Origin of the sequence: Aeromonas sp. 55A (genome assembly GCF_051919665.1) — a bacterium.
Lineage (GTDB): Bacteria > Pseudomonadota > Gammaproteobacteria > Enterobacterales > Aeromonadaceae > Aeromonas > Aeromonas veronii.
Window position 1 is genome coordinate 1,433,801 of record NZ_JBQBEH010000008.1, and the last position, 26,200, is coordinate 1,460,000.

The window sequence follows — 26,200 nt, forward strand, 5'->3', positions numbered from 1 at the left end:
AGTTGCCCTATTTGAAATGATCCTGTTTATTATTGCAAGCCTAACCTGATAACCTACCGCCATGAGCAAAACACACTTAACGACCGACAAATTCGCCCAAATGGGCCTCGAACCCGAAGTTCTGGCTGGTCTGGAATCAAAGGGATTTCACTATTGCACGCCCATCCAGGCACTGTCTCTGCCACTGCTGGTAGAGGGCCATGACCTCGCCGGGCAAGCACAGACAGGCACCGGCAAAACCATCGCCTTTCTGGCCGCCACCTTCAACTATCTTCTTACTCACCCGCTGACCAAGCCCCGTCTGGTTAATCAACCCAGAGCCATCATCATGGCACCCACCCGGGAACTGGCAGTACAGATCTATAACGATGCCGACAGCATCGCCGCCTCTACCGGCCTGAAACTCGGCCTCGCCTACGGTGGCGAAGGTTACGACAAGCAGCTGGCCGTGCTGGAGCAGGGCGTCGACATCCTGATCGGCACCACTGGCCGCATCATCGACTACTTCAAGTCCAAGGTGATCGATCTGAGCAACATTCAGGTCGTGGTACTGGACGAAGCGGATCGCATGTTCGATCTGGGCTTCATCAAGGACATCCGCTTCCTGTTCCGCCGCATGCCGCCCGCGACCGAGCGTCTGAGCATGCTGTTCTCCGCCACCCTCTCCCTGCGTGTGCAGGAGCTGGCCTACGAACACATGAACCACCCGGAACATGTGCAGGTAGAGCCGGAGCAGATGACCGGCGTGCGGATCAAGGAGGAGCTGTTCTACCCCTCCAATGAAGACAAGATGTTGCTGCTGCTCTCCCTGATGGAAGAGGAGTGGCCGGAAAAAGCCATCGTCTTCGCCAACACCAAGCACGTCTGTGAAGACGTCCATGCCTGGCTGGAAAACGACGGCCACCGCGTCGGTCTGCTGACCGGTGACGTGCCGCAGAAGAAGCGGATGAAGATCCTCGAGGATTTCACCAAGGGTGCGCTCGATATTCTGGTCGCCACCGACGTGGCCGCCCGTGGTCTGCACATCCCTGACGTGACCCACGTCTTCAACTATGACCTGCCCGACGACGCCGAAGACTATGTACACCGTATCGGTCGTACCGGTCGTGCCGGCAAGAGCGGTCACTCCATCAGCCTGGCCTGTGAAGACTATGCCTTCAACCTGCCGGCCATCGAGGAGTACATCCACCACGCCATTCCGGTCAGCAAATATGATCGCGAAGCGCTGCTGGATGACGTGACCCCGCCGAAACGGGTGTTCCGCAACCGTCAGCCGGTGAACCGCAACATGCGGGATCGCCAGGGCGGTGGCAACAGCAACAACCGTCGTCGTCCGCCGCGCAAAAGCTAAAGGATAGGCCCGTTGCACAACTCGCCTCTCTATGCCGCTATCGACCTCGGCTCCAACAGCTTTCATATGCTGGTGGTGCGCGAGGTCGCCGGTGCCCTGCGCACCGTCGCCAAGGTCAAGCGCAAGGTTCGCCTCGCAGCCGGGCTCGATCCGGAATTTCGCCTAAGCCGTGCCGCCATGGAGCGGGGCTGGGACTGTTTGCGTCTCTTCTCCGAACAGTTGCAGGACATTCCGGCCGACAATATCCGGGTGGTGGGCACCGCAACCTTGCGGCTTGCTACCAACGTCGACGAATTCCTCAGCGAAGCGGAACGGGTACTCAACCACAGCATCGAGATCATCTCGGGCGAGGAAGAGGCCAAGACCATCTATGAAGGGGTCTCCTGGACCTCTGCCGGGGAAGGCAACCGGCTGGTGATAGACATCGGCGGCGCCAGTACCGAACTGGTGATCGGCGAACATAGCGAAGCAAAACTGCTCAACAGCCTGCACATGGGCTGCGTTACCTGGCTCAACAATCACTTCGGTGATGGCGAGCTCTCCGAAGCCCGTTTTGAGCAGGCGATTGCTGCCGCCAAGGCGGTGCTGGAGAAGGTGGCGGATGATTACCGTGCCCTTGGCTGGCGTACCTGTGTCGGCGCCTCCGGCACGGTGCAGGCGCTGCAAGAGATCATGCTGGCGCAAGGGAAGAGCGAACGGGTCACCCTGCCGAAACTGCAGGAGCTGATGGGTCAGGCCATCGCCTGCGGCAAGCTCGACCGGCTGCAGCTTGAAGGACTGGCGGCCGAGCGGCTGACCGTGTTCCCCTCCGGCCTCGCCATCCTGATCGCCATCTTCGAAACCCTCGATATCGAGAGCATGACGCTGGCGGGTGGCGCCCTGCGTGAAGGACTGATCTACGGTCTGCTGGGCAACAATCACGACTGTGATGCCCGGGATCGTACCGCCGACAGCCTGATCAGCCGCTATCAGCTGGATAAAGAGCACGCCGAACGGGTGCGCGATACCGCTGTCGAGGCGTTCAACCAGCTGCAACCGGCTTGGCGACTCTCCAAACGCTACGGTCGCCCAATCTTGCGTTATGCCGCCCTGCTGCACGAGATCGGCCTCTGTATCGAGTACAAGAAGGCGCCGCAACACGCCGCCTACATCATCGACAACATCGACATGCCGGGCTTTACCCCTGCGCAAAAGAAGCTGTTGTCGGCCCTGCTGTTCAACCAGCGGGACGAATTCAAGCTGGAACCGCTGGAAAAGCAGGGTGCAGTCACCGGTCGTCAGGCGATCCGGCTGGCCCGTATCCTGCGCATCGCGCTGATCCTCTGCATGCGCCGCACCCAGGGCACAGTGCCCAGCTTCACCCTGCAGGCAGAAGAGGAGTCACTGACCCTGACCCTGCCCAAGGGCTGGATGGATGAACACTACCTGCGCGCCAGCGAGCTGCGCTTTGAAGTGGAACGCCAGCAGAAGATGGGCTGGCCGACCCGCGTACAGGAAGCCTGACTCAGCAACTTGGCTGTTTTGGAGCCGATCATGCCGGATTATCAACCCATCAGCTGCGATCTCTACGACTGGCTCGAAATTGCTGCCAGCTGGCAACTGCCGGTGACCCTCACCAGCCGCGATAGTCGCCAGCGGGATGACAAGATCCGCACCATCGAAGCCAGCGAAGGGGTCGAGTATCTGCTGCTGTACAGTGGCGAGCGGCTCAGTCTGGCAGAACTGGCGACCCTGCGCCTGAACTGGCAAGGGGAAGAGAAGCTGATCCGCTTCGCGCCAACCGACTGAATCCAATACGAAAAAGGAGGGCCAACATGACGTTGGCCCTCCTTTTTTGCATCTGCGACTCGCACCGACCGTTAACTCGCCGCCAGCGCCGCCATCACATAGACATCGAAGCGGTTGCTCTTGGTTTCGATGGCCATGCTCGGCTTCTGTTCATTGAGCCAGCCGGCGTAGTCGGGTCGTTTCACCACCACCCGCTTCTCTGCCATTTGAAGCGCAGCTGGCAGCAGAGCATCAGCATCAAGATCCGGTCCCACCAGCGACTGAAACACCCGCATCTCTTTTTTCACCAGCGCCGACTTCTGCTTGTGCGGGAACATAGGGTCGAGGTAGATCACCTCGGGCCGCTCCGGCAGCGCCAGCAGATTGTCCACCGCCGGGCCTTGCAGCAGGTGCATCCGCTCGCTGACCCAGGGGCCAATCTCGGGATCCTGTGCCGCCCGCGCCAGCCCATCCTGCAACAGAGCAGCCACCACAGGGCTGCGTTCGATCAGGGTCACCTTGCAACCGAGGGAGGCGAGCACGAAGGCATCACGCCCCAGCCCGGCAGTGGCATCCACCACGGTTGGTGTAGCACCGGCCTTGAGCCCCACTGCCTTGGCGATGGATTGACCGCGACCACCACCAAACTTGCGACGATGTGCCACCGCCCCTTCCACGAAGTCCACATAGACGGCACCCAGCTTGGGCTCATCCAGCTTGCGCAGTTCCAGCCTCTCTTCAGTCAGTACCAGCGCAAACGGAGCCGGAAACTCCACGTTGGCAAGGCGTAAACGCAGGGCGTCGAGCTCGCCATCACGGGCGGGGACTTCACTGAAAACCTGAATATGGGGCATAGGGGACAGACTCATGGCACGTACAGAAGCGGCCATGATAACAGAAGCGGTGGATCAGCTCACGACGGTGAGGTTCATCCCCTGACGGTTAAGGGCGAGGTAATCGATGAGATCGTCATAGGCCAGCGGGCGGCTGAGCAGATAACCCTGGGTGAAGGCACACCCTTTCTGGCAGAGGAAGTTGAGCTGCTCACGGGTCTCTACCCCCTCTATCACCACCTGCATGCCGAGGTTGTGCACTATGTTGATGATGCCGTCGAGCAGCATCCTATCCTGCTCGTTGAAGGGGATATGGCGCACGAAGGAGCGGTCGATCTTGACCAGATCGACCGGGAAAGTACGCAGATAGTTGAGGGCCGAGTAGCCGGTACCAAAATCGTCGATGGCCAGCTTGCAGCCCGCCTCGCGCAGGGCATCGATCCGCACTCTGTGCTGATCGCTGCTCTCCATCAGCAGAGATTCGGTGATTTCGATGACGATGTCGGCAGGATCGAGCCCGAAGTGCTGGATCACCTTGAGCCACTCGCTCGCCTCGGGGTCGATGGTCTGGAACTCCATGGTGGAGCGGTTGATCGACATCTGCAGATCCGGGAAACCGGACTGCTGCAACCGCGCCAGATCCCGGCACGATTGCCACAATACCAGCGCCCCCAGCCCCTGAATCAATCCCGCCTCTTCCGCCAGCGGAATAAACTCGGCAGGGGAGACCTGTCCCCAGTGGGGGTGATACCAGCGCACCAGCGCCTCCAGCTTGGCGACCCGTCCGCTGCGATTGTCCCAGATGGGCTGGTAGGCCATGGTCAGCTGCTCCAGCTTGATCGCTTCGGCCAAATCCTGCTGCATCTGGTGGCGCTGGCGCACCTCTTCCCGCATGGATGAGCAGTAAGCACCAAGCAACCGCCCCTGCCGCTTGGCCGCAAACAGCGCCTGTTCGGCATTGCGCAGCAGCTCATCGCTCTCGCTGCCGTCGACCGGACAGAGAGTCATGCCGATGGTCGCGGTCACATAGAGGTGCTGGTTGGCCAGCATAAAGGGGCGGGCAAAGCTGCCGATCACCTGCTTGGCAAACACCTCGGCCTGACGGCGGGTGACGATGCCGGGCACCAGAAACGCGAACTCGTCGCCACCGATACGGGCCACCAAATCTTCGGTGCGCACCCGGCTCACCAGTCGATCCGACACCTCCCGCAGCAGGGCATCGCCAGCATGGTGATCCATGCTGTTGTTGACCGCCTTGAAGTTGTTGAGGTCGAGCACCATGAGCGCGAAGCGCTCACCCCGCTCGCAGAAGCGGGTGAGGCAGCGGCCAAACAGCCAGCGGTTGGGCAGGCTGGTGAGATTGTCGTAGTTGGCCTGGGTAGCGATCTTCTGCTCGGCCACCTTGGTCTGGGAAAGATCGCTGAAAATGGCGATATATTGCTGGATTTTGCCGGCTTCGCGCAGGGTGCTGATCATCAGCTGCTGCGGATAGAGCTTGCCGTTCTTGCGCTTGTTCCACACCTCGCCACGCCACACCCCCACCCGCTCCAGCGCATGGTACATGTCGGCATAGAAGGTCTGATCGTGCAGCCCGGACTTGAGCATGCTGGGACGCTGGCCCCGCACCTCGTCGCTGCTGTAGCCGGTGATCTGCTCGAAGGCCGGGTTGACCGAGATGATGCGGCTGTCGGCATCGCACACCAGAATCGCTTCGGAGAGGTTGTCGTAGACCCGGTGAGAGAGCTTGAGCTGCTCCGCATGACGCTTGAGGGGATCGATATTCTCCAGCAGCACCATCAGGTAGTCCGGCTGCTGCTGCTCGTCGCGGATCAGGGTGACAGTTACCCGCCCCCACAGGATCTCGCCCCCCTTGCAGAAGTAGCGCTTCTCCTGGGTGAAACTGCTGCGCTCGCCGCGCCGGATCTCTTCGTAGCACTCAAGGCTGCGCTGCCAATCCTCCGGGTGATTTATGTCGGAAATGGAGCGATGAAGCAGCTCGTCGAGGGGATAACCCAGCATCTTCTCGATGGCCGGGTTGGCCCAAAGAATGCGGCCGGTGAGATCGAGTTTGCCGATCCCCACCGGGGCCTGAAACAGCATGCTCTGCAGCACATGAGGGGTATCAGGCAAGAGCTGTGGCAGCTGGCGTTGCAGCATCAGCGCCAGTTCACGACCGGCCAGCGGCCCCAGCAACCGGAGCAGCCCCATCACCTTGGTCATATTGGCCTGCGGCTGACGATAGAGCAGGCAGCAGATACCTATGGTCTCGCCATCCGCATCCTTGAGGGCGATCCCGGCGTAGGCCTGGGCTTGCCACGCATCGGCAAGCGGCATCGCGGGGAACAGCTGCAACAGACGATCGCTGAACCAGGCTTCCCCCTCCTGCCAGGTAATGGCATCGGGAGAATCAGTGATTGGCAGCGTCAGGGTATCAGGGTCAAGAGAGGAGGGATGGGCAGCCTGAACCGTAAGATGGGAAGCATTTGATTCCCTGCTGGCGATCAGGACGACATCAGCCATCACAGCAGCGGCGATTTCACTCACAAAGGTATCGAAATATCCCTGGCCGCTCGAATGAGCCAGACTGGAGATGATTTGATAGACGGAATCGAGTGCTCGCCTCATGGCAAGTGGCTTTCTCTCCTTGAAGGTTAGAACACGACTCTACTGAAGAGCCGTGGGCAGTGCAAATATGCAATCAGCAAGATATTAAAAAGCCTTGAAAAAAGGGACCAAAAGGTCCCTTTTTGTCGCAGAAATCACGACTCGATCCCACTATGCCGCAAAACAGTGTACCTGCTTGAAGCTCACACAGGCTGCGGGTCAGGAATCTCAGACGGCAATACCGCTGTGTCGCAACAGCGCATCCACCTTGGGTTCACGGCCACGGAAGGCTCGGAACAGCTCCATCGGCTCCTTCGAGCCCCCCTTCTCCAGAATATTCTTCAGGAAGGATTGGCCGGTCGCCGGGTTGAAGATCCCCTCCTCCTCGAAGCGGGAGAAGGCATCGGCAGAGAGCACCTCGGCCCACTTGTAGCTGTAGTAGCCCGCCGCATAGCCGCCCGCGAAGATGTGGGAGAAGCTGTGCTGGAAGCGGTTGAACGCCGGTGGCGTCATCACGGCTACCTGACTGCGCACCTCATCCAGCAGCGCCGGAAGCTGCGCCGGATTGGCCGGATCAAACTCCTGATGGAGACGGAAGTCGAACAGAGCGAACTCCAGCTGGCGCAGCATCTGCATGGCGGCCTGGAAGTTGCGGGCGGTCAGCATCTTCTCCAGCAGATCGGCAGGCAACGGCTCGCCGGTCTCGTAGTGGCCGGAGATAAAGGCCAGCGCCTCGGACTCCCAGCACCAGTTCTCGAGGAACTGGCTCGGCAGCTCGACCGCATCCCAGGCCACGCCGTTGATACCGGCCACGCCGGCCACATCGATGCGGGTCAGCATGTGGTGGATGCCGTGGCCAAACTCATGGAACAGGGTGACCACTTCGTTGTGGGTGAACAGCGCTGGCTTGCCATCCACCGGGCCGTTGAAGTTGCAGGTCAGGTAGGCCACCGGCTTTTGCAGCGAGCCATCCTGACGGTAGCGACGACCCAGACAGACATCCATCCAGGCCCCGCCCTGCTTGTGCTCACGGGCGTAGAGGTCTAGGTAGAAGCTGCCGCGCAGCTCGTCGTCGGCATCGAAGATATCGTAGAAGCGCACGTCCGGGTGCCAGGTGTCGATGCCGAGACGCTCGCGCACCTTCATGCCGAACACCCGCTTCACCACTTCGAACAGCCCCTTCACCACCTTGCTGGCAGGGAAGTAGGGGCGCAGCTGCTCATCGGAGATGGAGAACTTGTGCTGCTTGAGCTTCTCGGCGTAGTAAGCGAGATCCCAGGCTGCCAGCTCGCTCTGACCATGCTGCTCGGCGGCGAAGGCGCGGATCTCCTCCAACTCGGCCTTGCCTTGCGGCAGGGATTTGGCCGCCAGATCGGTGAGGAAGCTCACCACCTGTTCGGTCTTGTCCGCCATCTTGGTGGCCAGGGAGAGCTCGGCATAGTTGGCGAACCCCAGCAACTGAGCCAGTTCACGGCGCAGGGTGAGCAGCTCGCTCATGATAGCGGAGTTGTCCCACTTGCCCGCATTGGGGCCCTGATCGGAGGCGCGGGTGGTGAAGGCCTCATACATCTCGGCGCGCAGTTCGCGGTTGTCCGCGTACATCATCACCGGCAGGTAGGAAGGGATATCCAGCGTGAACAGCCACCCCTCCTTGCCTTTAAGTTCAGCCATCTGACGGGCAGCGGCACGCACACTGTCAGGCAGACCGGCCAATTCGGCTTCATCGGCCACCAGCTTGTGCCAGCCCTGGGTGGCATCCAGCACGTTGTTGCTGAAACGGGAGGCCAGCTCGGAGAGGCGGGCCTGAATTTCGCCGTAGCGCTGCTGCGCCTCGGCAGGCAGACCGATACCGGAGAGGCGGAAGTCACGCAGGGTATTCTGGATCTCCTTGCGCTGGGCGCCGCTCAGCAGCGGGAAATCATCGCTCTGGGAGAGGGCCAGATAGGCCTGATAGAGCCCTTCATGCTGACCGACATAGGTCTGGAATTCGGAGAGCAGCGGCAGGCAGGCATCATGGGCCTCGCGCAGTGCTTCGCTGTTGAGTACGGAGTTGAGGTGGCTGACCGGTGACCAGATCCGTGACAGACGGTCATTTACCTCTTCCAGCGGGGCAATCAGGCTATCCCAGGTATGGGGATCACGCTGGGCCAGCACATCGCTGATCTTCTGCTTGCAGTCAGCAATCGCCTGAATCACGGCAGGCTGAACCTGCTCCGGCTTGATCTGGCTGAAAGGGGGCAGCGAATCCATTGTCAGCAAAGGGTTATTCATCCCGGTTACCTCTTGTTTGGTCTTGAACAGACCGCTTTAGCAGCTCTGTATGGCTTTCTAACATGTGGCCAAGCCACGCAATAATCAAGCGGGAATCCGCCACAACCCTGTACTTTTCCAGCCATTGCGACCCGGATCTCTGCCGTTGCTGCAGTTTTGCCATCAACAGCCAGTAACAGAATGAATCTGTGGGCCTTTTTTGGCTCTTACCGCTACTTTCAAGGGGCAAAAAGTCGCCATTTACCGGCGCCACAGCTGCCAGCCAAGTACCGTCATGCTCAATCATGGAAACGGACAAAATGTGGTGACTGTAACAAATTATCAATATTTTTCAGTTAATTAGAATCAAAACCAACTATTGATTAATTTATTTTCAAGCATCTATCATAGGCAACCTGCCATGCAGGTCACTTGATTCTCTGTGCTGCACAGAAATCGGGTGAAAAAGGCAAAGTGACCCGAAAGGGCGCGACGCAAAGCCACCGGTCTAAGGGAAAACACCTATGACAGCGGGGCTGCCCCCGGGGACGTCCGATCACAATCGACGCCCCATTTGCACCGTACGGAGAGACGATGAACAAACTCAAATTATCCCTGCTTGGCTGCCTGCTCGGCATGGGCGCCCCCATGGCATATGCCGCCAGTGCCGGTCAGGCGATGATCAACCCCCAGTCCGGCGTAGTGGTCGGCTACTGGCACAACTGGTGTGACGGCTCGGGCTACAAGGGCGGTATCGCCCCCTGCGTCAAGCTCGATCAGGTCAACCCGCAATACAACGTGGTCGATGTCTCCTTCATGAAGGTCTATGGCAGCGATCCCATCCCCACCTTCAAGCTCGACCCAGCCATCGGCATGAGCGAAAGCCAGTTTATCGAGCAGATCGCCGAGCTGAACCGTCAGGGCCGTGCCGTGCTGCTGGCGCTGGGCGGTGCCGATGCGCACATCGAGCTGCGCAAGGGTCAGGAGCAGGCCTTTGCCGACGAGATCATCCGTCTGGTGGAGACCTATGGCTTCGACGGGCTGGATATCGATCTGGAACAGGCCGCCATCACCGCCGCTGACAACCAGACCGTTATCCCGGCGGCCCTGCGTCTGGTCAAGGATCACTACCGCGCCCAGGGGAAAAACTTCCTCATCACCATGGCGCCGGAGTTCCCCTATCTGACCCAGACTGGCGCCTACATCCCCTATATCCGCAATCTGGAAGGGTACTACGACTGGATCAATCCCCAGTTCTACAACCAGGGTGGCGACGGTATCTACATCGATGGCATCGGCTGGATTGCCCAGAACAACGATGCCCTGAAAGAAGAGTTCATCTACTACATGGCGGATTCGCTGAGCAACGGAACCCGCGGCTTCTACAAGATCCCCCATGACAAGCTGGTGTTCGGCATTCCGACCAACATTGACGCCGCCGCCACCGGCTATGTGCTGGATCCGCAGAAGCTCTACAACGCCTTCAACCGCCTGAAGAGCGAGGGGCAACCACTGCGCGGCGTGATGACCTGGTCCATCAACTGGGACATGGGCCGCAACGCCGCCGGTCAGTCCTACAACGAATCCTTCATCAAGAGCTACGGCCCCTTCATCCACGATCAGGAGATCACGCCCCCGGTCGACAACGGCAAGCCGGTGTTCAGCGGCCTGAGCGATACCCGCATCAAGCAGGGCACCGCCTTTGATCCGCTGGCCGGTGTCAGCGCCAACGACAAGGAAGATGGCGACCTGACTGGCCAGATCCAGGTGGAAGGCTCGGTAGACAGCCAGCGCATCGGCCTCTACCCCCTCACCTACAAGGTGAGCGATCGCGACAACAACGTCACCGAGCAGGTACGTACCATCGAGGTCTACAGCATGAAGCCGGTGTTCAGCGGTGTCACCGACACCACGCTGGAGCTGGGTACCGCTTTCGATCCGATGGCTGGCGTCAGCGCCCATGATGAAGAAGATGGCGACCTGACCGCCCAAATCAAGGTCAGCGGCAGCGTCGACAGCAGCAAGGTCGGCCGCTACACCCTCACCTATCAGGTAAGCGACAGCGCCGGTCAGCAGGTAACCCAGCAGCGCAACGTGACCGTCAGGGAGCAGGGCGCCGTCTGTGAAAACAGCTGGGATGCCAAGAAAGTCTACGTGGGCGGCGACATCGTCAGCCACAACGGCAAGAGCTGGCTGGCAGGCTGGTGGACCCAGAACGAAGAGCCGGGCACCACGGGTGACTGGGGCGTCTGGCGCGTACAGGGCGACAGCGACTGCGGCGGCACAACGCCACCCGCCGAAGGCAGCAGCGACTTCACCGTCAGCGCCATGGCGAGCGAGTACACCATAGTCAACGGTCAGGTCAGCATCCGCTTCAACCTGACCACCGCCAACCCGGTACAGATCACCGCGACTCTTGAGCAGAGCGGCCACAGCCACGGTACCACCAGCAGCCAGGTGAACGGCAACAGCACCCTGGTGCTGCAGGGCAGCAATGTGACCGATGGCAGCTACGAAGTGGTCATCACCGGTCTGGCTGATGGCCAGCAGCCGGTGGTGCAGCGCTTCCCGGTTGCGCTGACCGAAGAGAGCAGCGGCGGTGGCGAGGGTGACTACCCGGCCTACGCCCCCAACACCGGCTATCAGGCCGGTGATCGGGTCAGCAATGCCGGTGGCAACTACGAGTGCAAACCCTGGCCGTACAGCGGTTGGTGTGGCGGCTCGACCAGCCACTATGCACCGGGTACCGGCTCTGCCTGGAGCGATGCCTGGATCAAACTCTGACCTTGCCCCAACCACTAACAGAGGCCGACAGGCCCCCGCCCATATCCTGCCCGTCGGCCACGCTGCCGATGGGCAGGATGCACTGACCCGGACGGGTTAGCCCCTCTCTTTTACATGCTTGCCAAGCACCAAAAAACGTCCAACAACAACCAAGATAAGGAAATCACCATGCCAAGAACCACCAAGCTTGCCACCCTGCTCGGACTGCTGCTGTCGGCCCATGTCGTGGCCGATGAGCGCGAACAAGCCTATTTCAAACAAACCTATCAGGAGCACTACGAGCAGATGACGGCGCGTCTCGCCGCGCTGCATCAGAGTGCGGCTGACGAGCAGAACGTGATCATCAAGGATGGCAAGCGCCACCTTACCATCAACGGCCTGCTCTACCCGCTGACAGCGGATAACCACATCCTGTTCGATCTGCCCAAACCCCACTTTTTCGACGAAACAGCCATTCGTAACGTCTTTGATTTCTTCGATGAGGAGTGGGAGCTGACCTGGTACGACGGTGGGGTCGTAGCGGTCAACAAGCGCTTTGGCAACTATGACTACGGCAACGGCTGTCTGCTGGAGTACTTCCCCCACGGCCAGATCCAGAATGGCGAACGCACCCGGGTGGTGATGGAGACCAGCTCCTGCAGCGTCAACTCGTTTGCCACCTCGCTGCAATATCTGGACAAAGGCGAGGAACTGACGGCCGACCAGCTGGGGCTGGACGCCAGCCTGATCACGGCGGTCGAGCGCTATCAGGATCGGCTCTATGTCAGCCAGAACGGCAATCCGGGCCATGTGGCCATTATCGATATCCCGAGCCGCCAGCAGATTGGCGAGATCCACGGTACCGAAACCGGCAGTGCCACGGCCTACAACCAGGTCAGTGAACTGTTTGTCCGCAACAACCTGCTCTACGTGGTCTCGCGCTACTCGCACCGGGTCGATATCTTCGATCTGGCCGATGAACATCGCCATGTCACCACCCTGGGAACCGGTCGGGATTCCGGCAGCAACAGCCTGCACCGCGCCCAGGCCGTCTTTGCCAATCAGGATTACGTGCTGGTGGCCGATGCGCTGAGCGAGATCAAGGTCTACCGCCAGCAGGATGTGACGCCGGAGAACAGCCTCAAGACCCCCATCGCCGGTCGGCTCGCCTTTGAAGGAAAATACAGCCACCGTCTGGTGCAACTCCATCAGGTGGGTGACTATCTCCTGGCCCACACCGCTGGCAAAAACTACTACATCTATGACTTGCGCAAACTGGCTGATGCCATCGCCAGCAACACACCGCTGGCGCCTGAGCAGGTGATCGCAGACAGCAATCTGCAAAAAATCGACATGGATGACGATCGGCTGGTGGTGAACTTCAAGGACCGCATCGAGTGGCATGATGCCGATACCCTGATCGCCAACGACTTTCAGTTCAAGAACCCGACCTTTAGTGTTCGGGAGATCAACCAGCAGCCCGTGGCGGCGCTGAAAGATCTCCAGCTGGCGGGCTCGGCGCTTGTCACCGCCAACGAGCGTGGCCTGGGTTTCAACCAGCTGCTGAGCAAGGAGATCAGCTTTACGGCCGACGAGCAGTTGCCGGCTCGCCCGCTGATCTTCGATCAGCTGATGCCGGCCGCAGTCAGCTACATACTGCGTAATGACGAACCCTACGAGGTGCTAATCGATCGCGCCCAGCGTTCGGTCAACATCAATTCGCTGGTCAAGACCGAGCTGCTTGATAACGACACAGTGCGCATCACCAACTATGCCGCCAGAGAGCTGCATGACATCAATACCGAGTCACGCCTGAACGGTATCAACAAGTGGCTGATCCTGGGCCAGCTCGATCGCCTGCCCGCCTATGCCCAAATCACCCTGCCACTGAGCGCCTTTGGCGAACAGGGACGCTTCAACAGCGCCAGTCGCGATGGTGTGTTTGATCTCAACAACCTGCTCGACAACAGCATCAATCTGCCTGCCCAGTTCGAGCACAGGTTCAGCTCCAACTCGGATCCGTTTGCCCAGAAGCTGGCACGCCTCAAGCCAAGCTGGAACGTGCGCTTCGCCACCAACACCAGTGGCTCCTGGCGCCCCATCAATGCCCTCTACGCCCGCGAGTGGCTGATCATCGCCACCAACCTGGCCTACATGGTCTCGACCGAGGAGTTCAAACACGTCTGGTACAACTTCAAGACGGTGAACGGCTACGAGATGTTCGGCAATGGCGGCAACAGCTATGTGCCGAACGGGATCTTTACGGCAGCCGATTATGACTACTACTACCACAGCCTGATGAAGCGCCCCTACCTCAACCTGGGGATCACCGCCATGGGGGGCGGGCTAGGGAGTGGTGGCATCACCGGGGTCGATACCTTTAACTTTGTCAGCCACTACTACGGCAGCTGGGGCATCATTGCCCACGAATTTGGCCACGGCTTCGATGGGAAGTCCTACAGCCATGAGAGCGCGTTTGCCCGTGGCAGCCACGGCTGGCATCCCCTGATGACGGGCATGGCCAACTACCATATCCGCAAGGGCGACCTGCCTTATCTGGACGATGATCTCAACGGCTTCCACAAGCCGGAAAACGACATCTATCGCTACAACTCGGTCAGCCAGGGGGCTCGCAAGCATCGCGCTGACAGCCACATGTACTATACCGACCACTACTTCATGCAATTCTCCACCATGCCGCAAGGCTGGATAGCCAACGGCAGCGACTTCAGTGTTGGGCAGCTGGCGGCCCTGACCAATCAGGAGCGACTGCTGATGGGCTGGATCCCCAAAGAGTCGGAGAAACGCAATCTCTGCCGGTTCACCTTCCAGGATGGCGAACAGTACTACGGGTACGTCGAACAGCGGGCTGATGGTCTGCTCTGCGATGCCGGCTCCCTGATCCGCTATCGTCAGCCCGATGGCCAGTTTGTGCCGCTGGTCTCGGCCATCAACCAGTTTGACTGGCTGTCACTCCACCACAAGGGCAAGCTGGATCAGCCAGTGCTGCACCAGAATGGTCGCCAGCTCTGCTACAAGAATGTGGCGGGCTTTTACGGTATCGGCTTCGTCAATGACAACAACCAGTGCACCCAGCTGCCCAACGTCTATCAGACCAATGGCAAACACTGGCTGACCAGCTCTGGCTGGACCGGTCTGACCTACCTGAGCGGGGACTTCATCCTGCCCACGACCGGTAGCAGCAGTGACTTCACCGTCACCGATCTGGCGTCCGAATATCTCATCGTCAACGGCGCGCTCGACTTCAGCCTGACGCTGACCACCGCCAACCCGGTGACCGTCACCGCGACCCTGTTGCAGGATGGCAATCCTGTCGCCACCGGCAGCGCCCTGATCGATGGTCAGGGTTCCCTGCAGCTGGCACAGTCTGGCCTAGCGGCTGGCAGTTACGAGCTGTTGCTGGCGGGCATGGCTGAGGGGAGCAAGCAGGGCTTCGAGCGCCGCTTCACCCTGGCGTTGGTGGAACAGGCACCGGGTGGTGACAGTGACGGTGGTAACGGCAGCTACCCGACCTATGTTGCGGGCACCGCTTATCAGAGTGGCGAACGGGTCAGCAATGCCGGTGGCGACTACGAGTGCAAACCCTGGCCCTACAGCGGCTGGTGTGGCGGCTCGACCAGCCACTATGCGCCGGGTACCGGCAGCCACTGGAGCGATGCCTGGATCAAGCTGTAATCAGCCGATCGTTACCAAAAGAGAGCCATAACGACAGAGGGGGAGCCATCGGCTCCCCCTCTCGTTTTTCTCTTCAACCCGGCTTAACTGGCATCTTCCTTCAACCACTGCGCTACGCGCTTGGCGAAGTAGGTAAGGATGCCGTCGGCCCCGGCCCGCTTGAAGCAGAGCAGGGACTCCATGATGGTCTCCTTCTCTTTCAGCCAGCCGTTCTGGATCGCCGCCATGTGCATGGCGTACTCGCCGCTGACCTGATAGGCGAAAGTCGGCACGCCGAACTGATCCTTCACCTGACGAACCACGTCCAGATAGGGCATACCCGGCTTGACCATCACGCTGTCAGCCCCTTCCTGAATATCCAGCGCCACTTCGTGCAGGGCTTCGTTGCTGTTGGCCGGGTCCATCTGATAGGTAGCCTTGTTGCTATTGCCAAGGTTGCCGGCAGAACCGACCGCATCGCGGAACGGGCCGTAGTAGCAGGAGGCGTACTTGGCGGAGTAGGCCATGATCTGGGTGTTGATGAAGCCGTTCTCTTCCAGCGCCGCGCGGATGGCGCCGATGCGGCCATCCATCATGTCGGACGGCGCGACTATATCGACCCCGGCCTCGGCATGGGAGAGCGCCTGCTTGATCAGGATCTCGGTGGTGATGTCGTTCAGCACATAGCCTTCATCATCGATGATGCCGTCCTGACCGTGGGTGGTGAACGGATCGAGCGCCACGTCGGTGATCACCCCGAGCTCCGGGAAGCGGGCCTTGAGGGCACGCACGGTGCGCTGGGCCAGCCCGTTCGGGTTGTAGGCCTCTTCCGCCATCAGGCTCTTGCTCTCCAGCGGGGTGACCGGGAACAGGGCGATGGCAGGTACGCCCAGCTCCACCAGCTCGGCAGCCTCTTCCAGCAGCAGATCGATGGAGAGACGCTCCACCCCCGGCATGGAGGGAACGGCTTCCCGACGGTTCTCCCCTTCCAGCACAAACACCGGATAGATGAGATCGTTGACGGTCAGTACGTTCTCGCGCACCAGACGACGGCTGAAATCATGTTTGCGCAGACGGCGCAGGCGGCGGCCCGGAAAGGCGCCCGGAAGAGTTGTAGCCATGAATCACTCCTGGAGAGGAAGTTGGAAGAACGCGGCGGAGGTGGCCCGGGTATGGGCCAGCAAGGCCTCGGGCGCTTCACCACGACAGGCCGCCACCACCTGGGCGATGTGCGGCAAAAAAGCAGGTTCGTTGCGTTTCGGGCGCGGTTTCAGATCCCGCGGCACCAGATAGGGGGCATCGGTCTCGATCATCAGCCGACCGACCGGAATGCGAGCCACCTGCTCGCGCAGCAGCTGGCCGCGGCGCTCGTCGCAGAGCCAGCCGGTCACCCCGATATGCAGCCCCAACGCCAGACACTCGTCCAGCTCCTCGTCGGAACCCGTGAAGCAATGCAGCACTGCTCCTGGAAGTCTGGGCAACCAGGGACGGAGGATCTCGATAAAACGGGCGTGGGCATCGCGGCAGTGGAGAAACACCGGCATCCCGAGTTCGGCGGCCAGCGCCAGCTGGGCGTCGAATACCGCATCCTGCACCGGACGGGGGGAGAAGTCGCGGTTGTAGTCGAGGCCGCACTCGCCGATGGCCACCACCTGCGGCAAGGCTGCCAGCTCGCGCAAGGCGGGCAGGGTCGCCTCATCGACACTCTTGGCATCGTGAGGATGCACCCCGGCGGTGGAGAAGCAGTAGCCCGGCCAGCGGGCGGCCAACTCGGCGCTCTCGCGGCTGCCAGTCAGATCGGTACCGGTGAGGATCAGCGCCTCCACTCCGGCGGCACGGGCACGGGCCACCAGCTCAGGCTGTTCACCGGCGAACTGGCTGCTGGTCAGGTTTAAACCGATATCGATCATGGAATGAGACGTTCCGAACAAAAGGAATACATATCAGGTATTTGAAAACCATCTACCGAATGGGGTCTTACCATACGCCTCGAACGGGAGCATGAAAAGAGGAAGGGAGCCTCAGCTCCCCTCGTTCTGCTATTCCTGCGGACTTCGTCATCCTCTCGCCGTCCGGCAAACAGGTGACGAACAGAGCCTCAGCTCTCCACATCCGGTTGTTCCTGTTGCTCTTCATCCTCTTTCTTCACGTAGAAGCGGGCGAAGAACAGACCTATCTCCCACAGCGCCCACATCGGGATGGCGAGCAGGGTCTGGGAGAAGACATCAGGCGGCGTCAGCAGCATGCCGACCACAAACACCCCGACAACGACGTAGGGACGTTTCTCCTTCAGGTTTTGCGGTGTGGTCACGCCGGTCCAGCAGAGCAGTATGGTAGCCACCGGAATTTCGAACGCCACCCCGAACGCGAAGAACAGGGTCAGTACGAAGTCCAGATAGCTGGCGATATCGGTCGCCACCGTCACCCCGGCAGGGGCGGTACTGGTAAAGAAACCGAACACCAGCGGGAACACCACGTAGTAGGCGAACGCCATGCCCGCATAGAACAGCAGGGCACTGGAGACCACCAACGGCATGATCAGGCGCCGTTCATGCTGGTACAGACCGGGGGCGATAAAGGCCCAGGCCTGATAGAGCAGATAGGGGATCGCCACGAAGAAGGAGACCACCAGGGTCAGCTTGATCGGCGTCAGGAAGGGGGTCGCCACATCCGTCGCGATCATGCTGGTCCCTTCCGGCAACTGGCTGAGCAGCGGCTGGGCCACGAAGTCATAGATGTTGTTGGAGAAGTAGATCAGCGCCAGAAACACCACGAGGATGGCAGTAATGGAGCGCAGCAAACGGGTTCTCAGCTCAACCAGATGGCTGATCAGGGGTTGTTCGGCCTGACTCATGGCTTCACCTCCCCTTTTACTGCGGAGTCGCTGACCGGCACCGGCTCGCTCTCCCGCTGGCTGTTGACCGGCGGCACGTCGTGGCTCAGCTGCACCGCAGGCTCCACCGGCGTGGCAGGCTCAGCCTGGGCGACCGGCTCGGGGCGCGGCGGACGGATCTCGTTCTCCACCTGATAGGGGCGATTGACCGACTGGGCCGCCGCTTTGAGCTGTTCGATGGACTCCTGCAGCTCGGGGCTCAGGTTGCTCATCTGCAACTGTTCGGCCTTCTTGAGGTCGTTGTGCAGCTCTTGCAACTTGAGCTCCTGCTCCAGCTCGGACTTGACCGAGTTCGCGGTCGAACGAATGAGGCGGATCCAGTGGGTAGCCGTGCGGATGGCAACCGGCAGCCGCTCGGGCCCCAGTACCACCAGTGCTACCACACCGATAACGACCAGCTCCCAAAAACCGATATCGAACATGGCTTAGGCCTGGTCTTTGTCTTTCTGTTTGGCGGTCTCACTGCTCTGAGTGGCCGCTTCGTTCAGCTGTTTCGGGGGAAACTCGGCATCTTTCTGCTCGGCCTTGGCATCAGCCGGCTCGTCGGAGAGGGCTTTCTTGAACCCTTTGACCGCCGCGCCCAGATCACCGCCAATGCCGCGCAGTTTCTTGGTACCGAACAGCAGCACGACGATGACTGCGATGATCAACAATTGCCAAATACTGATACCACCCATGATTTTCTCTCCAGAACAGGCGCCTGACGGCGCGGTTGTTGATTAATGGGAACGGGTTCGCAACCAGCCGACCAGCCAGCAGAGGGCTGCACCGGCGAGACTGGCTTGTCCCCACTCAATGTGTTGTTTTTGGGTCAGCAAGAATACACCCGCCAATAGCAGGCTGGCTCCAACCCCTAAGAGGTAGCGGGCCTGCCCCTGCCGACGGCTGTGACGGCGGAACTCGGCAAACATCTGGTCGAAATGACGCTGCTGATGACGGGTCTGACGCAGGGTCTCATAGACCAGCTCCGGCAGCTCCGGCAGCTTCTCGGCCCAGAATGGCGCCTTCTCCTTGATGGCGTTCAATACCGACTTTGGCCCGACCTGTTCGTGCATCCAGTTCTCGAGGAACGGCTTGGCGGTCTGCCACAAATCGAGCTGCGGGTAGAGCTGACGCCCCAACCCTTCCACATAGAGCAGGGTCTTTTGCAGCAGCACCAGCTGCGGCTGCACCGTCATATGGAAGCGACGTGCGGTGTTGAACAGGTTGAGCAGCACGTGACCGAACGAAATTTCGGAGAGCGGCTTCTCGAAGATGGGCTCCAGCACGGTGCGAATGGCAAATTCGAATTCATCCACCTTGGTGTCTGCCGGTACCCAGCCCGACTCCACATGCAGCTCCGCCACCCGACGATAGTCTCGGTTGAAGAAGGCGAGGAAGTTCTCCGCCAGATAGCGTTTGTCTTCCCGATTGAGGGTACCGACGATACCGCAGTCGATGCCGATCCAGAGCGGGTTTTCCGGATGTTCGTAAGAGACGAAGATGTTGCCCGGGTGCATATCGGCGTGGAAGAAGCTGTCGCGGAACACCTGAGTGAAGAAGACCTCGACCCCGCGCTCGGCCAGCAGCTTCATATTGGTGCCGTTGGCTTCCAGCGCTGGAATGTCGGAGACCGGAATACCGTAGATGCGCTCCATCACCAGCACCTGCTCGCGGCAGAGGTCGGTGATGATTTCAGGCACATAGAGCGCCTCGGAGCCGGTGAAGTTGCGGCGCAGCTGGATGGCGTTGGCCGCCTCGCGCATCAGGTTCAGCTCGTCGAGGATGGTCTTGCGATACTCCTCCACCACCTCGATGGGGCGCAGTCGCGCACTCTGGGGCACGAAGCGGGCCACCAGACGGGCCAGCGCCTGCATCAACCGCAGGTCAGCCTCGATGACCGGCTCGATGTCGGGACGGATCACCTTGATGACGATCTCGCGGCCACTATCCTTCAGCCGGGCAGTATGCACCTGCGCGATGGAAGCCGACGCCAGCGGCGTCTCGTCGAAGTCGTCAAACAGGGTTTCGATGGGACAACCCAGGCTCAGCTCGATCTGCTGACGCGCCGCCTGACCACAGAAGGGGGGCACCCTGTCCTGCAGCAGGGCCAGCTCCTCGGCGATATCCGGCGGCAACAGGTCGCGGCGGGTCGAGAGCATCTGGCCAAACTTGATGAAGATGGGGCCAAGGGCCTCGAAGGCGAGGCGGATGCGGGCACCGCGGCTGAGATCCGGTTGCTTGTTCTTGAGCCAGAACAGGGAGCGACGGGCCAGACGACCCGGCCAGGGTTGATAGCGGGCGGGCACCAGCTCGTCGATGCCCTGCTCCAGCAGGATGGTGATGATGCGATAGAGGCGTTTGAACTCCTTCGGGGTCATCAGGTCACCTGCTGTTCGAAGCGGGCCAGCCGCAGTTCGACGGCCTTGAGCTGCTGGGCCAGCACCTCGACGTCATCGTTGAAACTCGCCACTTCCAGCGGGCCGGGAGCGAGGCGGGCCTCTTCGGTCAGATATTCCGCCAGCTGGCTGCGGGTGCGGCACAGCTCGCGACCGACCAGGCGACGCGCCTGACGGGCACCACTGAACAGGGTGTGGGCCAGCACGTCGCCGATATAGCGCGACAGCTCCTCCTCCCAGTCGATATCCAGCTCACCCAGCAGCACGCTGAATGCCTGCACCAGCTGGGGATCACCGCTCAGATCCAGCTTCTCCTCGCGGATATAGCGGGTCAGGGCGGACGGGTCTTTCAGCAGACCGAGGGCGGTCAGGGAGAGACTGAGCACCGCATCCGCCTCCCCTTCATGCTGGGCCAGTACATCCAGTCGACGCTCGGAGAAGACGAACCAGAGCGGCTTGAGTTCACGCAGCTCCAGCTTGAACACCTTGCCCACCAGTTTGCGCAGCCGCTCCGGGCTCTGTTTGTCCAGCGCCAGCAACTGGTTGAGGCTGGTTTCGATCACCGCGGTGACCATGGCATCCATCGGCATAGGCAACCTTAAAACTTGTAACCGCGGTGCAGGGCGACCACACCCTGAGTCAGATTGAAGTACTCCACCTGCTCGAAACCGACATTTTCCATCATGCCGGCCAGGGTCTGCTGATCCGGGTGCATACGAATAGACTCTGCCAGATATTTGTAGCTTTCACTGTCGTTCGCGACGATTTCGCCCATTTTCGGCAGCAATTTGAAGGAGTAGAGGTCATAGAGCTTGGCGATCACTTCACTGACCGGCTTGGAGAACTCCAGCACCAGCAGACGGCCACCCGGCTTGAGCACCCGGAACATGGAGGCAAGCGCCTTGTCCTTGTCGGTGACGTTGCGCAGACCGAAGCCGATGGTAATCACGTCGAAGTGGTTATCCGGGAAGGGGAGCGCCTCGGCATTGGCCTGCACGTAGGAGACGTTGTTGGCGACCCCCAGATTGCGCAGCTTGTCGCGGCCCACTTTCAGCATGGAGTCGTTGATATCCGCCAGCACCACCTGACCGGTCTCGCCGACGATACGGGAGAACTTGGCGGTCAAGTCACCGGTACCACCGGCCAGATCCAGCACCTTCTGGCCCTTGCGCACACCGGAGCAGTCGATGGTGAAGCGCTTCCACAAGCGGTGGATGCCGAACGACATCAGATCGTTCATCAGATCATACTTGGCTGCCACCGAATGGAAGACACCTGCTACCAGAGTTTCCTTCTCGGTCGCGGCCACGGTTTTAAAGCCAAAATGCGTTGTCGTTGCTTGTTCTGACATCCCTTAAACACCCATAGAGCAAAGAATGGCCGCCAGTTTACCAGAGCCACTGGCGTCCGGACACCTTAAACCCGGCTCGCAACCAACTGCATGCCCAGCACCACCATGGCCAGACAGAGGAAGAGATTGAGACCGATATTGAGCAGCGCTTTCAGATAGGCTCCATGTTGAGCCAGCACTACCGTATCGAGGGCAAAGGAAGAGAAAGTAGTCAGGGCACCGAGGATCCCCACCATCAGCAGCGGCTTCATCGGGTGTTCTACCACATGACCATGACTGATGAGGGCGAATGCCACCCCCATGATGAAAGAGCCCACCACGTTGACCACCAGAGTCCCGTAAGGAAAGTGGCGCCCCAGCAGCAAGGCCATTAGTTCGGCAATCCCAAAACGAAGGCAGGCGCCGATGGCGCCCCCTGCAGCAACATAGAACCAGGTTTGCATGGTGTCACTCCCTCAGGGTCAGGCCGCCATTATGTCGCAATGGCGGCCCTTGTGCCCAGAGGCGGAACTAATCGACATCCAGCCTGATTGAAATCTCAGCGGCGAAAATCGATGGGCTCTGGCTGACCCAGCACGATCTCGGTCTGGGCCGGGCGGGTCTGGGCAATCACCTTGCCGTGGCGGATCGAGTAACGCACCGGCACCTGACGGCGCACCGCATCGAAGCCGTTCTCGGCGGGCAGGACCAACAGGTTGGCCGGTTTGCCCACCTCGATACCATAGCGATCCTGCACATTCAGGGTGCGGGCGCTGTGGCTGCTGATCAGCTTCAGACCGTCGTTGATCTGCTCGTAACCCATGATCTGGCAGACATGCAGCCCCATGTGCAGCACCTGCAACATGTTGGCAGTGCCCATGGGGTACCAGGGATCGAACACGTCGTCGTGACCGAAGCAGACGTTGATGTTCGCCTCCAGCATCTCCTTCACCCGGGTAATACCGCGGCGTTTGGGATAGGTATCGAACCGCCCCTGCAGGTGAATGTTCACCAGCGGATTGGCCACGAAGTTGATGTCTGCCATCTTGAGCAACCGGAACAGGCGGGAAGCATAAGCGCCGTTGTAGGAGTGCATGGCGGTGGTGTGACTGGCCGTCACCCGATGGCCGATACCTCGCTCGTAGGCCAGGGTTGCCAACGTCTCGATGAAACGGGACTGCTCGTCATCGATTTCGTCACAGTGCACATCGACCAGAACCTGATACTTCTCGGCAAGATCGAAGATGTAGTGCAGACTTTCGACCCCATATTCCCGGGTGAACTCGAAATGGGGAATAGCACCGATCACATCGGCCCCCAGTTTGAGCGCCTCCTCCAGCAGTGCCTTGCCATTCGGGTAGGAGAGGATCCCCTCCTGCGGGAAGGCGACGATCTGCAGCTCAACCCACTCCTTCATCTCCTCCCGCACCTCCAGCATCGCCTTGAGCGCCACCAGATTGGGATCGGAGACATCGACGTGAGTACGCACAAACTGGATGCCGTTGGCGATCTGCCACTTCAGCGTCTGGATAGCGCGCTGCTTCACATCCTCATGGGTCAGCTGCGCCTTGCGTTCGGCCCAGCGCTCAATCCCCTCAAACAGAGTGCCGGAGAGGTTCCAGCTCGGCTCACCGGCCGTCTGGGTGGTATCGAGGTGAATGTGGGGTTCGATAAAGGGGGCGATCGCCAGACCGCCCTCCCCGTCCAGCACCCGACCGGCGACGGCATGTTCGTCATGGGGTTCGATGGCGGTGATGACCCCATCCTGACAGCGGATCTGCCAAAATCCTTCCCGATCGGCCAAACGAATATGTTGAATCAGCATTTGTTAGCTTCCTGTACCAGAACCGGCCGCTGGGTGAGGCGAACCAGAATGAAATAGGTGAAGGCGGCGCCCAATACCGCGTTGAGTGGCACTATGCCCGGCAGCCACTTGCCGACAGCCACCCCGACTGCCGTGGCGACCAGCGCCTGCCAGCGGACCGTCTCGAACTGCTGATCGGCAAATTGACGGTAACGCTCACGATTGAGCAGGAAATCCATGATGATAATGCCACCGATCGGCGGAATTGCCGTACTCAAAAAGGCCAGCCAGCCGACAAAGTTGTTGTAAAGCCAGAGGGCACAAGCCGTACCGATGAGGCCGTTGATCACGCTGAGTGGCTTGCTCTTGAGACCGGTAATGTTGGCAAAACCGAGGCCGGAGGCGTAGAGAGCGTTGTCGTTGGTAGTCCAGATATTGAGGCCCAGCACCAGAATGGCGGGGATCAGCAGTCCCTGCATCAGCATCACTTCCGAGATATCGGCCTGACCGGTCACGGCCGCACCGGCTGCGCCGAAGACGAACATCAGAGTGTTGCCCAAAAAAAACGCCACCATGGTAATCATGACGGCGCCCCAGGGTTTGCGACCAAAGCGAACAAAGTCGGCGGTCAGGGTTCCTGCACTGATAAAGGAACCAACCACCATGGTCAACGCCGTGGTGAACTCGATGGGATTGCTTGGTTGTACCTGCTGCAGTGCAGCCATGCCACCGGTCGAGGTCACTGCCAGCCAGACCGAGTAGCCACCGAGCAGTGCAATGGCCGGTACGGCCACAAAGCTCAGCACCATCAGGGCAGAGATCCCGAAGTAGACGGTCACCGTCATCAACATGCCCGAAATGGCGATCAGCCAGTTCACATCTATGCCGGTCGCCTTCTGCACCGGCAGGGCAAACATCGCCACGCCAACGCCAAACCAGCCGACCTGAGTGCCGCCGAGCAGCAGGGATGGCAGCCAGGAACCTTTCACCCCAAAGGAGTAACGAGCCAGCAGATGGGTAGAGAGGCCGGTTGAGGCACCGATATAACCGAGACAAGCGGTGTAGATACCCAGCAACAAGTTGCCGATAAGTACCGCCTTGATGAAGTCATCGAATACCAGCCCGGTACCAAGCGCACCACCGGTCCACATGCTGGCAGAGAAGAAGGTCAGGCCGAGCATCACCAGCATCAGCGACAGCACACCTTTGCGCCCTTTGGCGGGTACCGCCCCCAAACAGTATTCGTTATCCTGCGCCATGCTCTCTCTCCACGTAATAGGCAAAACGCGCCGGATTTTACATGTAAAACGTTTTACGTCAATCAATCATGGTTAAATCACTGGATAAAACCATCAATAGCAGTCAAATGAGTAATACATTAGGACTCAAACCAGCAGATAAACAGTGTCGGCTGCAAGCAGAGGGGGTTGCGGAATAGGAAATGTAAGGGGATATAAGAAAAATGACAGATGCAAAAAAGCCTCCCTTTTCAGGGAGGCTTTCTATTTAATGGTGCTGATACCCAGAATCGAACTGGGGACCTCATCCTTACCAAGGATGCGCTCTACCGACTGAGCCATATCAGCACACTAACCGGTAAAGACCACGCTGGGCGTAATCTTGAAATTGGGTGCCTGGCAGTGTCCTACTCTCGCATGGCGAATGCCACACTACCATCGGCACTACCGCGTTTCACTTCTGAGTTCGGCATGGGTTCAGGTGGTTCCACGGCGCTATGGCCGCCAGGCAAATTCTTAATCTAGAAAGCTGACGTGAGTAGTGATGTTGCGCTTGGCTTGTCACTATCACTGAATTTGAGTAGTTCGTTCTATTTGCTACAAGCCTTAGAACACTTCTTGGGTGTTGTATGGTTAAGCCTCACGGGTAATTAGTACGGGTTAGCTCAATGCATCGCTGCACTTACACACCCCGCCTATCAACGTTGTGGTCTCCAACGGCCCTTTAGGACCCTCAAGGGGTCAGGGATGACTCATCTCAGGGCTCGCTTCCCGCTTAGATGCTTTCAGCGGTTATCGATTCCGAACTTAGCTACCGGGCAGTGCCACTGGCGTGACAACCCGAACACCAGAGGTTCGTTCACTCCGGTCCTCTCGTACTAGGAGCAACTCCCTTCAATCATCCAACGCCCACGGCAGATAGGGACCGAACTGTCTCACGACGTTCTGAACCCAGCTCGCGTACCACTTTAAATGGCGAACAGCCATACCCTTGGGACCGACTTCAGCCCCAGGATGTGATGAGCCGACATCGAGGTGCCAAACACCGCCGTCGATATGAACTCTTGGGCGGTATCAGCCTGTTATCCCCGGAGTACCTTTTATCCGTTGAGCGATGGCCCTTCCATTCAGAACCACCGGATCACTATGACCTACTTTCGTACCTGCTCGACCTGTCCGTCTCGCAGTTAAGCTGGCTTATGCCATTGCACTAACCTCCTGATGTCCGACCAGGATTAGCCAACCTTCGTGCTCCTCCGTTACTCTTTGGGAGGAGACCGCCCCAGTCAAACTACCCACCAGGCACTGTCCGCG

Annotated in this window: 19 protein-coding genes, 1 tRNA gene, 2 rRNA genes and 1 riboswitch (1 of these 23 only partly in view); of the genes, 5 read left to right on the forward strand and 17 right to left on the reverse strand. The window is 59.7% G+C overall.

Annotated elements, in window-relative coordinates:
- Positions 1-61 precede the first annotated feature (61 nt).
- From rhlB to ACTG2G_RS10715, 3 genes are read left to right on the forward strand one after another with little or no spacing between them, the layout of a single operon-like run.
- Positions 62-1,351, forward strand: coding sequence for an ATP-dependent RNA helicase RhlB (gene rhlB, locus ACTG2G_RS10705; protein WP_005339414.1), 1,290 nt, complete (start codon positions 62-64; stop codon positions 1,349-1,351).
- 12 nt (positions 1,352-1,363) lie between these two features.
- Positions 1,364-2,854: a guanosine-5'-triphosphate,3'-diphosphate diphosphatase gene (gppA, locus tag ACTG2G_RS10710; protein ID WP_005342413.1), complete on the forward strand. Its 1,491-nt coding sequence runs from the start codon at positions 1,364-1,366 to the stop codon at positions 2,852-2,854.
- Between the two features lie 30 nt (positions 2,855-2,884).
- Entirely contained in the window at positions 2,885-3,139 is a 255-nt protein-coding gene (locus ACTG2G_RS10715) for a Rho-binding antiterminator (RefSeq protein ID WP_421307292.1), read from the forward strand.
- Between the two features lie 71 nt (positions 3,140-3,210).
- Here the strand turns inward: ACTG2G_RS10715 and ACTG2G_RS10720 are convergent, their stop codons facing one another.
- The 3 genes from ACTG2G_RS10720 to prlC form a co-directional block, all read right to left on the reverse strand.
- A complete protein-coding gene (locus ACTG2G_RS10720; protein ID WP_421387669.1) occupies positions 3,211-3,972 on the reverse strand; it encodes a class I SAM-dependent methyltransferase in 762 nt (253 codons plus the stop codon).
- A 54-nt stretch (positions 3,973-4,026) separates the two neighbouring features.
- Complete coding sequence (locus ACTG2G_RS10725; protein ID WP_216947628.1) at positions 4,027-6,576, reverse strand: putative bifunctional diguanylate cyclase/phosphodiesterase; 2,550 nt, start codon at positions 6,574-6,576, stop codon at positions 4,027-4,029.
- Between the two features lie 207 nt (positions 6,577-6,783).
- On the reverse strand, positions 6,784-8,826 hold the full coding sequence (gene prlC / locus ACTG2G_RS10730) for an oligopeptidase A (RefSeq protein ID WP_429205747.1): 2,043 nt from the start codon (positions 8,824-8,826) through the stop codon (positions 6,784-6,786).
- 437 nt (positions 8,827-9,263) lie between these two features.
- Positions 9,264-9,349: riboswitch (cyclic di-GMP riboswitch) on the forward strand.
- Between the two features lie 50 nt (positions 9,350-9,399).
- Here prlC and ACTG2G_RS10735 point away from each other — a divergent pair.
- Positions 9,400-11,589 carry an immunoglobulin-like domain-containing protein gene (locus ACTG2G_RS10735; RefSeq protein ID WP_429205745.1) on the forward strand — a complete coding sequence of 730 codons (2,190 nt, stop codon included), beginning with the start codon at positions 9,400-9,402 and terminating at the stop codon, positions 11,587-11,589.
- 168 nt (positions 11,590-11,757) lie between these two features.
- A complete protein-coding gene (locus ACTG2G_RS10740) occupies positions 11,758-15,264 on the forward strand; it encodes a hypothetical protein (RefSeq protein WP_439985415.1) in 3,507 nt (1,168 codons plus the stop codon).
- Positions 15,265-15,347: 83 nt separating this feature from the next.
- Here the strand turns inward: ACTG2G_RS10740 and hemB are convergent, their stop codons facing one another.
- The 14 genes from hemB to ACTG2G_RS10810 form a co-directional block, all read right to left on the reverse strand.
- Positions 15,348-16,364, reverse strand: a complete 1,017-nt coding sequence (hemB, locus tag ACTG2G_RS10745) for a porphobilinogen synthase (protein WP_429205741.1) — start codon at positions 16,362-16,364, stop codon at positions 15,348-15,350.
- Positions 16,365-16,367: 3 nt separating this feature from the next.
- A complete protein-coding gene (locus tag ACTG2G_RS10750; protein WP_439985416.1) occupies positions 16,368-17,153 on the reverse strand; it encodes a TatD family hydrolase in 786 nt (261 codons plus the stop codon).
- A gap of 188 nt (positions 17,154-17,341) precedes the next feature.
- Positions 17,342-18,097, reverse strand: coding sequence for a twin-arginine translocase subunit TatC (gene tatC / locus ACTG2G_RS10755; RefSeq protein WP_005342401.1), 756 nt, complete (start codon positions 18,095-18,097; stop codon positions 17,342-17,344).
- A complete protein-coding gene (tatB, locus tag ACTG2G_RS10760; RefSeq protein WP_005342398.1) occupies positions 18,094-18,558 on the reverse strand; it encodes a Sec-independent protein translocase protein TatB in 465 nt (154 codons plus the stop codon). The genes tatC and tatB overlap by 4 nt, the downstream gene beginning before the upstream one ends.
- Before the next feature lie 3 nt (positions 18,559-18,561).
- Positions 18,562-18,813 carry a Sec-independent protein translocase subunit TatA gene (gene tatA, locus ACTG2G_RS10765; RefSeq protein WP_005339385.1) on the reverse strand — a complete coding sequence of 84 codons (252 nt, stop codon included), beginning with the start codon at positions 18,811-18,813 and terminating at the stop codon, positions 18,562-18,564.
- 42 nt (positions 18,814-18,855) lie between these two features.
- Complete coding sequence (gene ubiB / locus ACTG2G_RS10770) at positions 18,856-20,496, reverse strand: ubiquinone biosynthesis regulatory protein kinase UbiB (RefSeq protein ID WP_110304508.1); 1,641 nt, start codon at positions 20,494-20,496, stop codon at positions 18,856-18,858.
- On the reverse strand, positions 20,496-21,104 hold the full coding sequence (locus ACTG2G_RS10775) for a ubiquinone biosynthesis accessory factor UbiJ (protein ID WP_439985417.1): 609 nt from the start codon (positions 21,102-21,104) through the stop codon (positions 20,496-20,498). The genes ubiB and ACTG2G_RS10775 overlap by 1 nt, the downstream gene beginning before the upstream one ends.
- 8 nt (positions 21,105-21,112) lie before the next feature.
- Positions 21,113-21,865, reverse strand: a complete 753-nt coding sequence (gene ubiE / locus ACTG2G_RS10780; RefSeq protein WP_005342396.1) for a bifunctional demethylmenaquinone methyltransferase/2-methoxy-6-polyprenyl-1,4-benzoquinol methylase UbiE — start codon at positions 21,863-21,865, stop codon at positions 21,113-21,115.
- Between the two features lie 65 nt (positions 21,866-21,930).
- Positions 21,931-22,308: a fluoride efflux transporter CrcB gene (crcB, locus tag ACTG2G_RS10785; RefSeq protein ID WP_005339378.1), complete on the reverse strand. Its 378-nt coding sequence runs from the start codon at positions 22,306-22,308 to the stop codon at positions 21,931-21,933.
- Between the two features lie 95 nt (positions 22,309-22,403).
- The gene (locus ACTG2G_RS10790) at positions 22,404-23,669 is read right to left on the reverse strand and encodes a cytosine deaminase (protein ID WP_439985418.1); all 1,266 of its coding nucleotides are present in this window, start codon (positions 23,667-23,669) and stop codon (positions 22,404-22,406) included.
- Positions 23,663-24,907 carry a cytosine permease gene (codB, locus tag ACTG2G_RS10795; RefSeq protein ID WP_005355867.1) on the reverse strand — a complete coding sequence of 415 codons (1,245 nt, stop codon included), beginning with the start codon at positions 24,905-24,907 and terminating at the stop codon, positions 23,663-23,665. The genes ACTG2G_RS10790 and codB overlap by 7 nt, the downstream gene beginning before the upstream one ends.
- 251 nt (positions 24,908-25,158) lie before the next feature.
- A tRNA-Thr gene (locus ACTG2G_RS10800) sits at positions 25,159-25,234 on the reverse strand.
- A 46-nt stretch (positions 25,235-25,280) separates the two neighbouring features.
- Positions 25,281-25,395 (reverse strand): 5S ribosomal RNA (gene rrf, locus ACTG2G_RS10805).
- Between the two features lie 120 nt (positions 25,396-25,515).
- Positions 25,516-26,200: ribosomal RNA gene (locus ACTG2G_RS10810) — 23S ribosomal RNA — on the reverse strand; it runs 2,205 nt beyond the window's last position.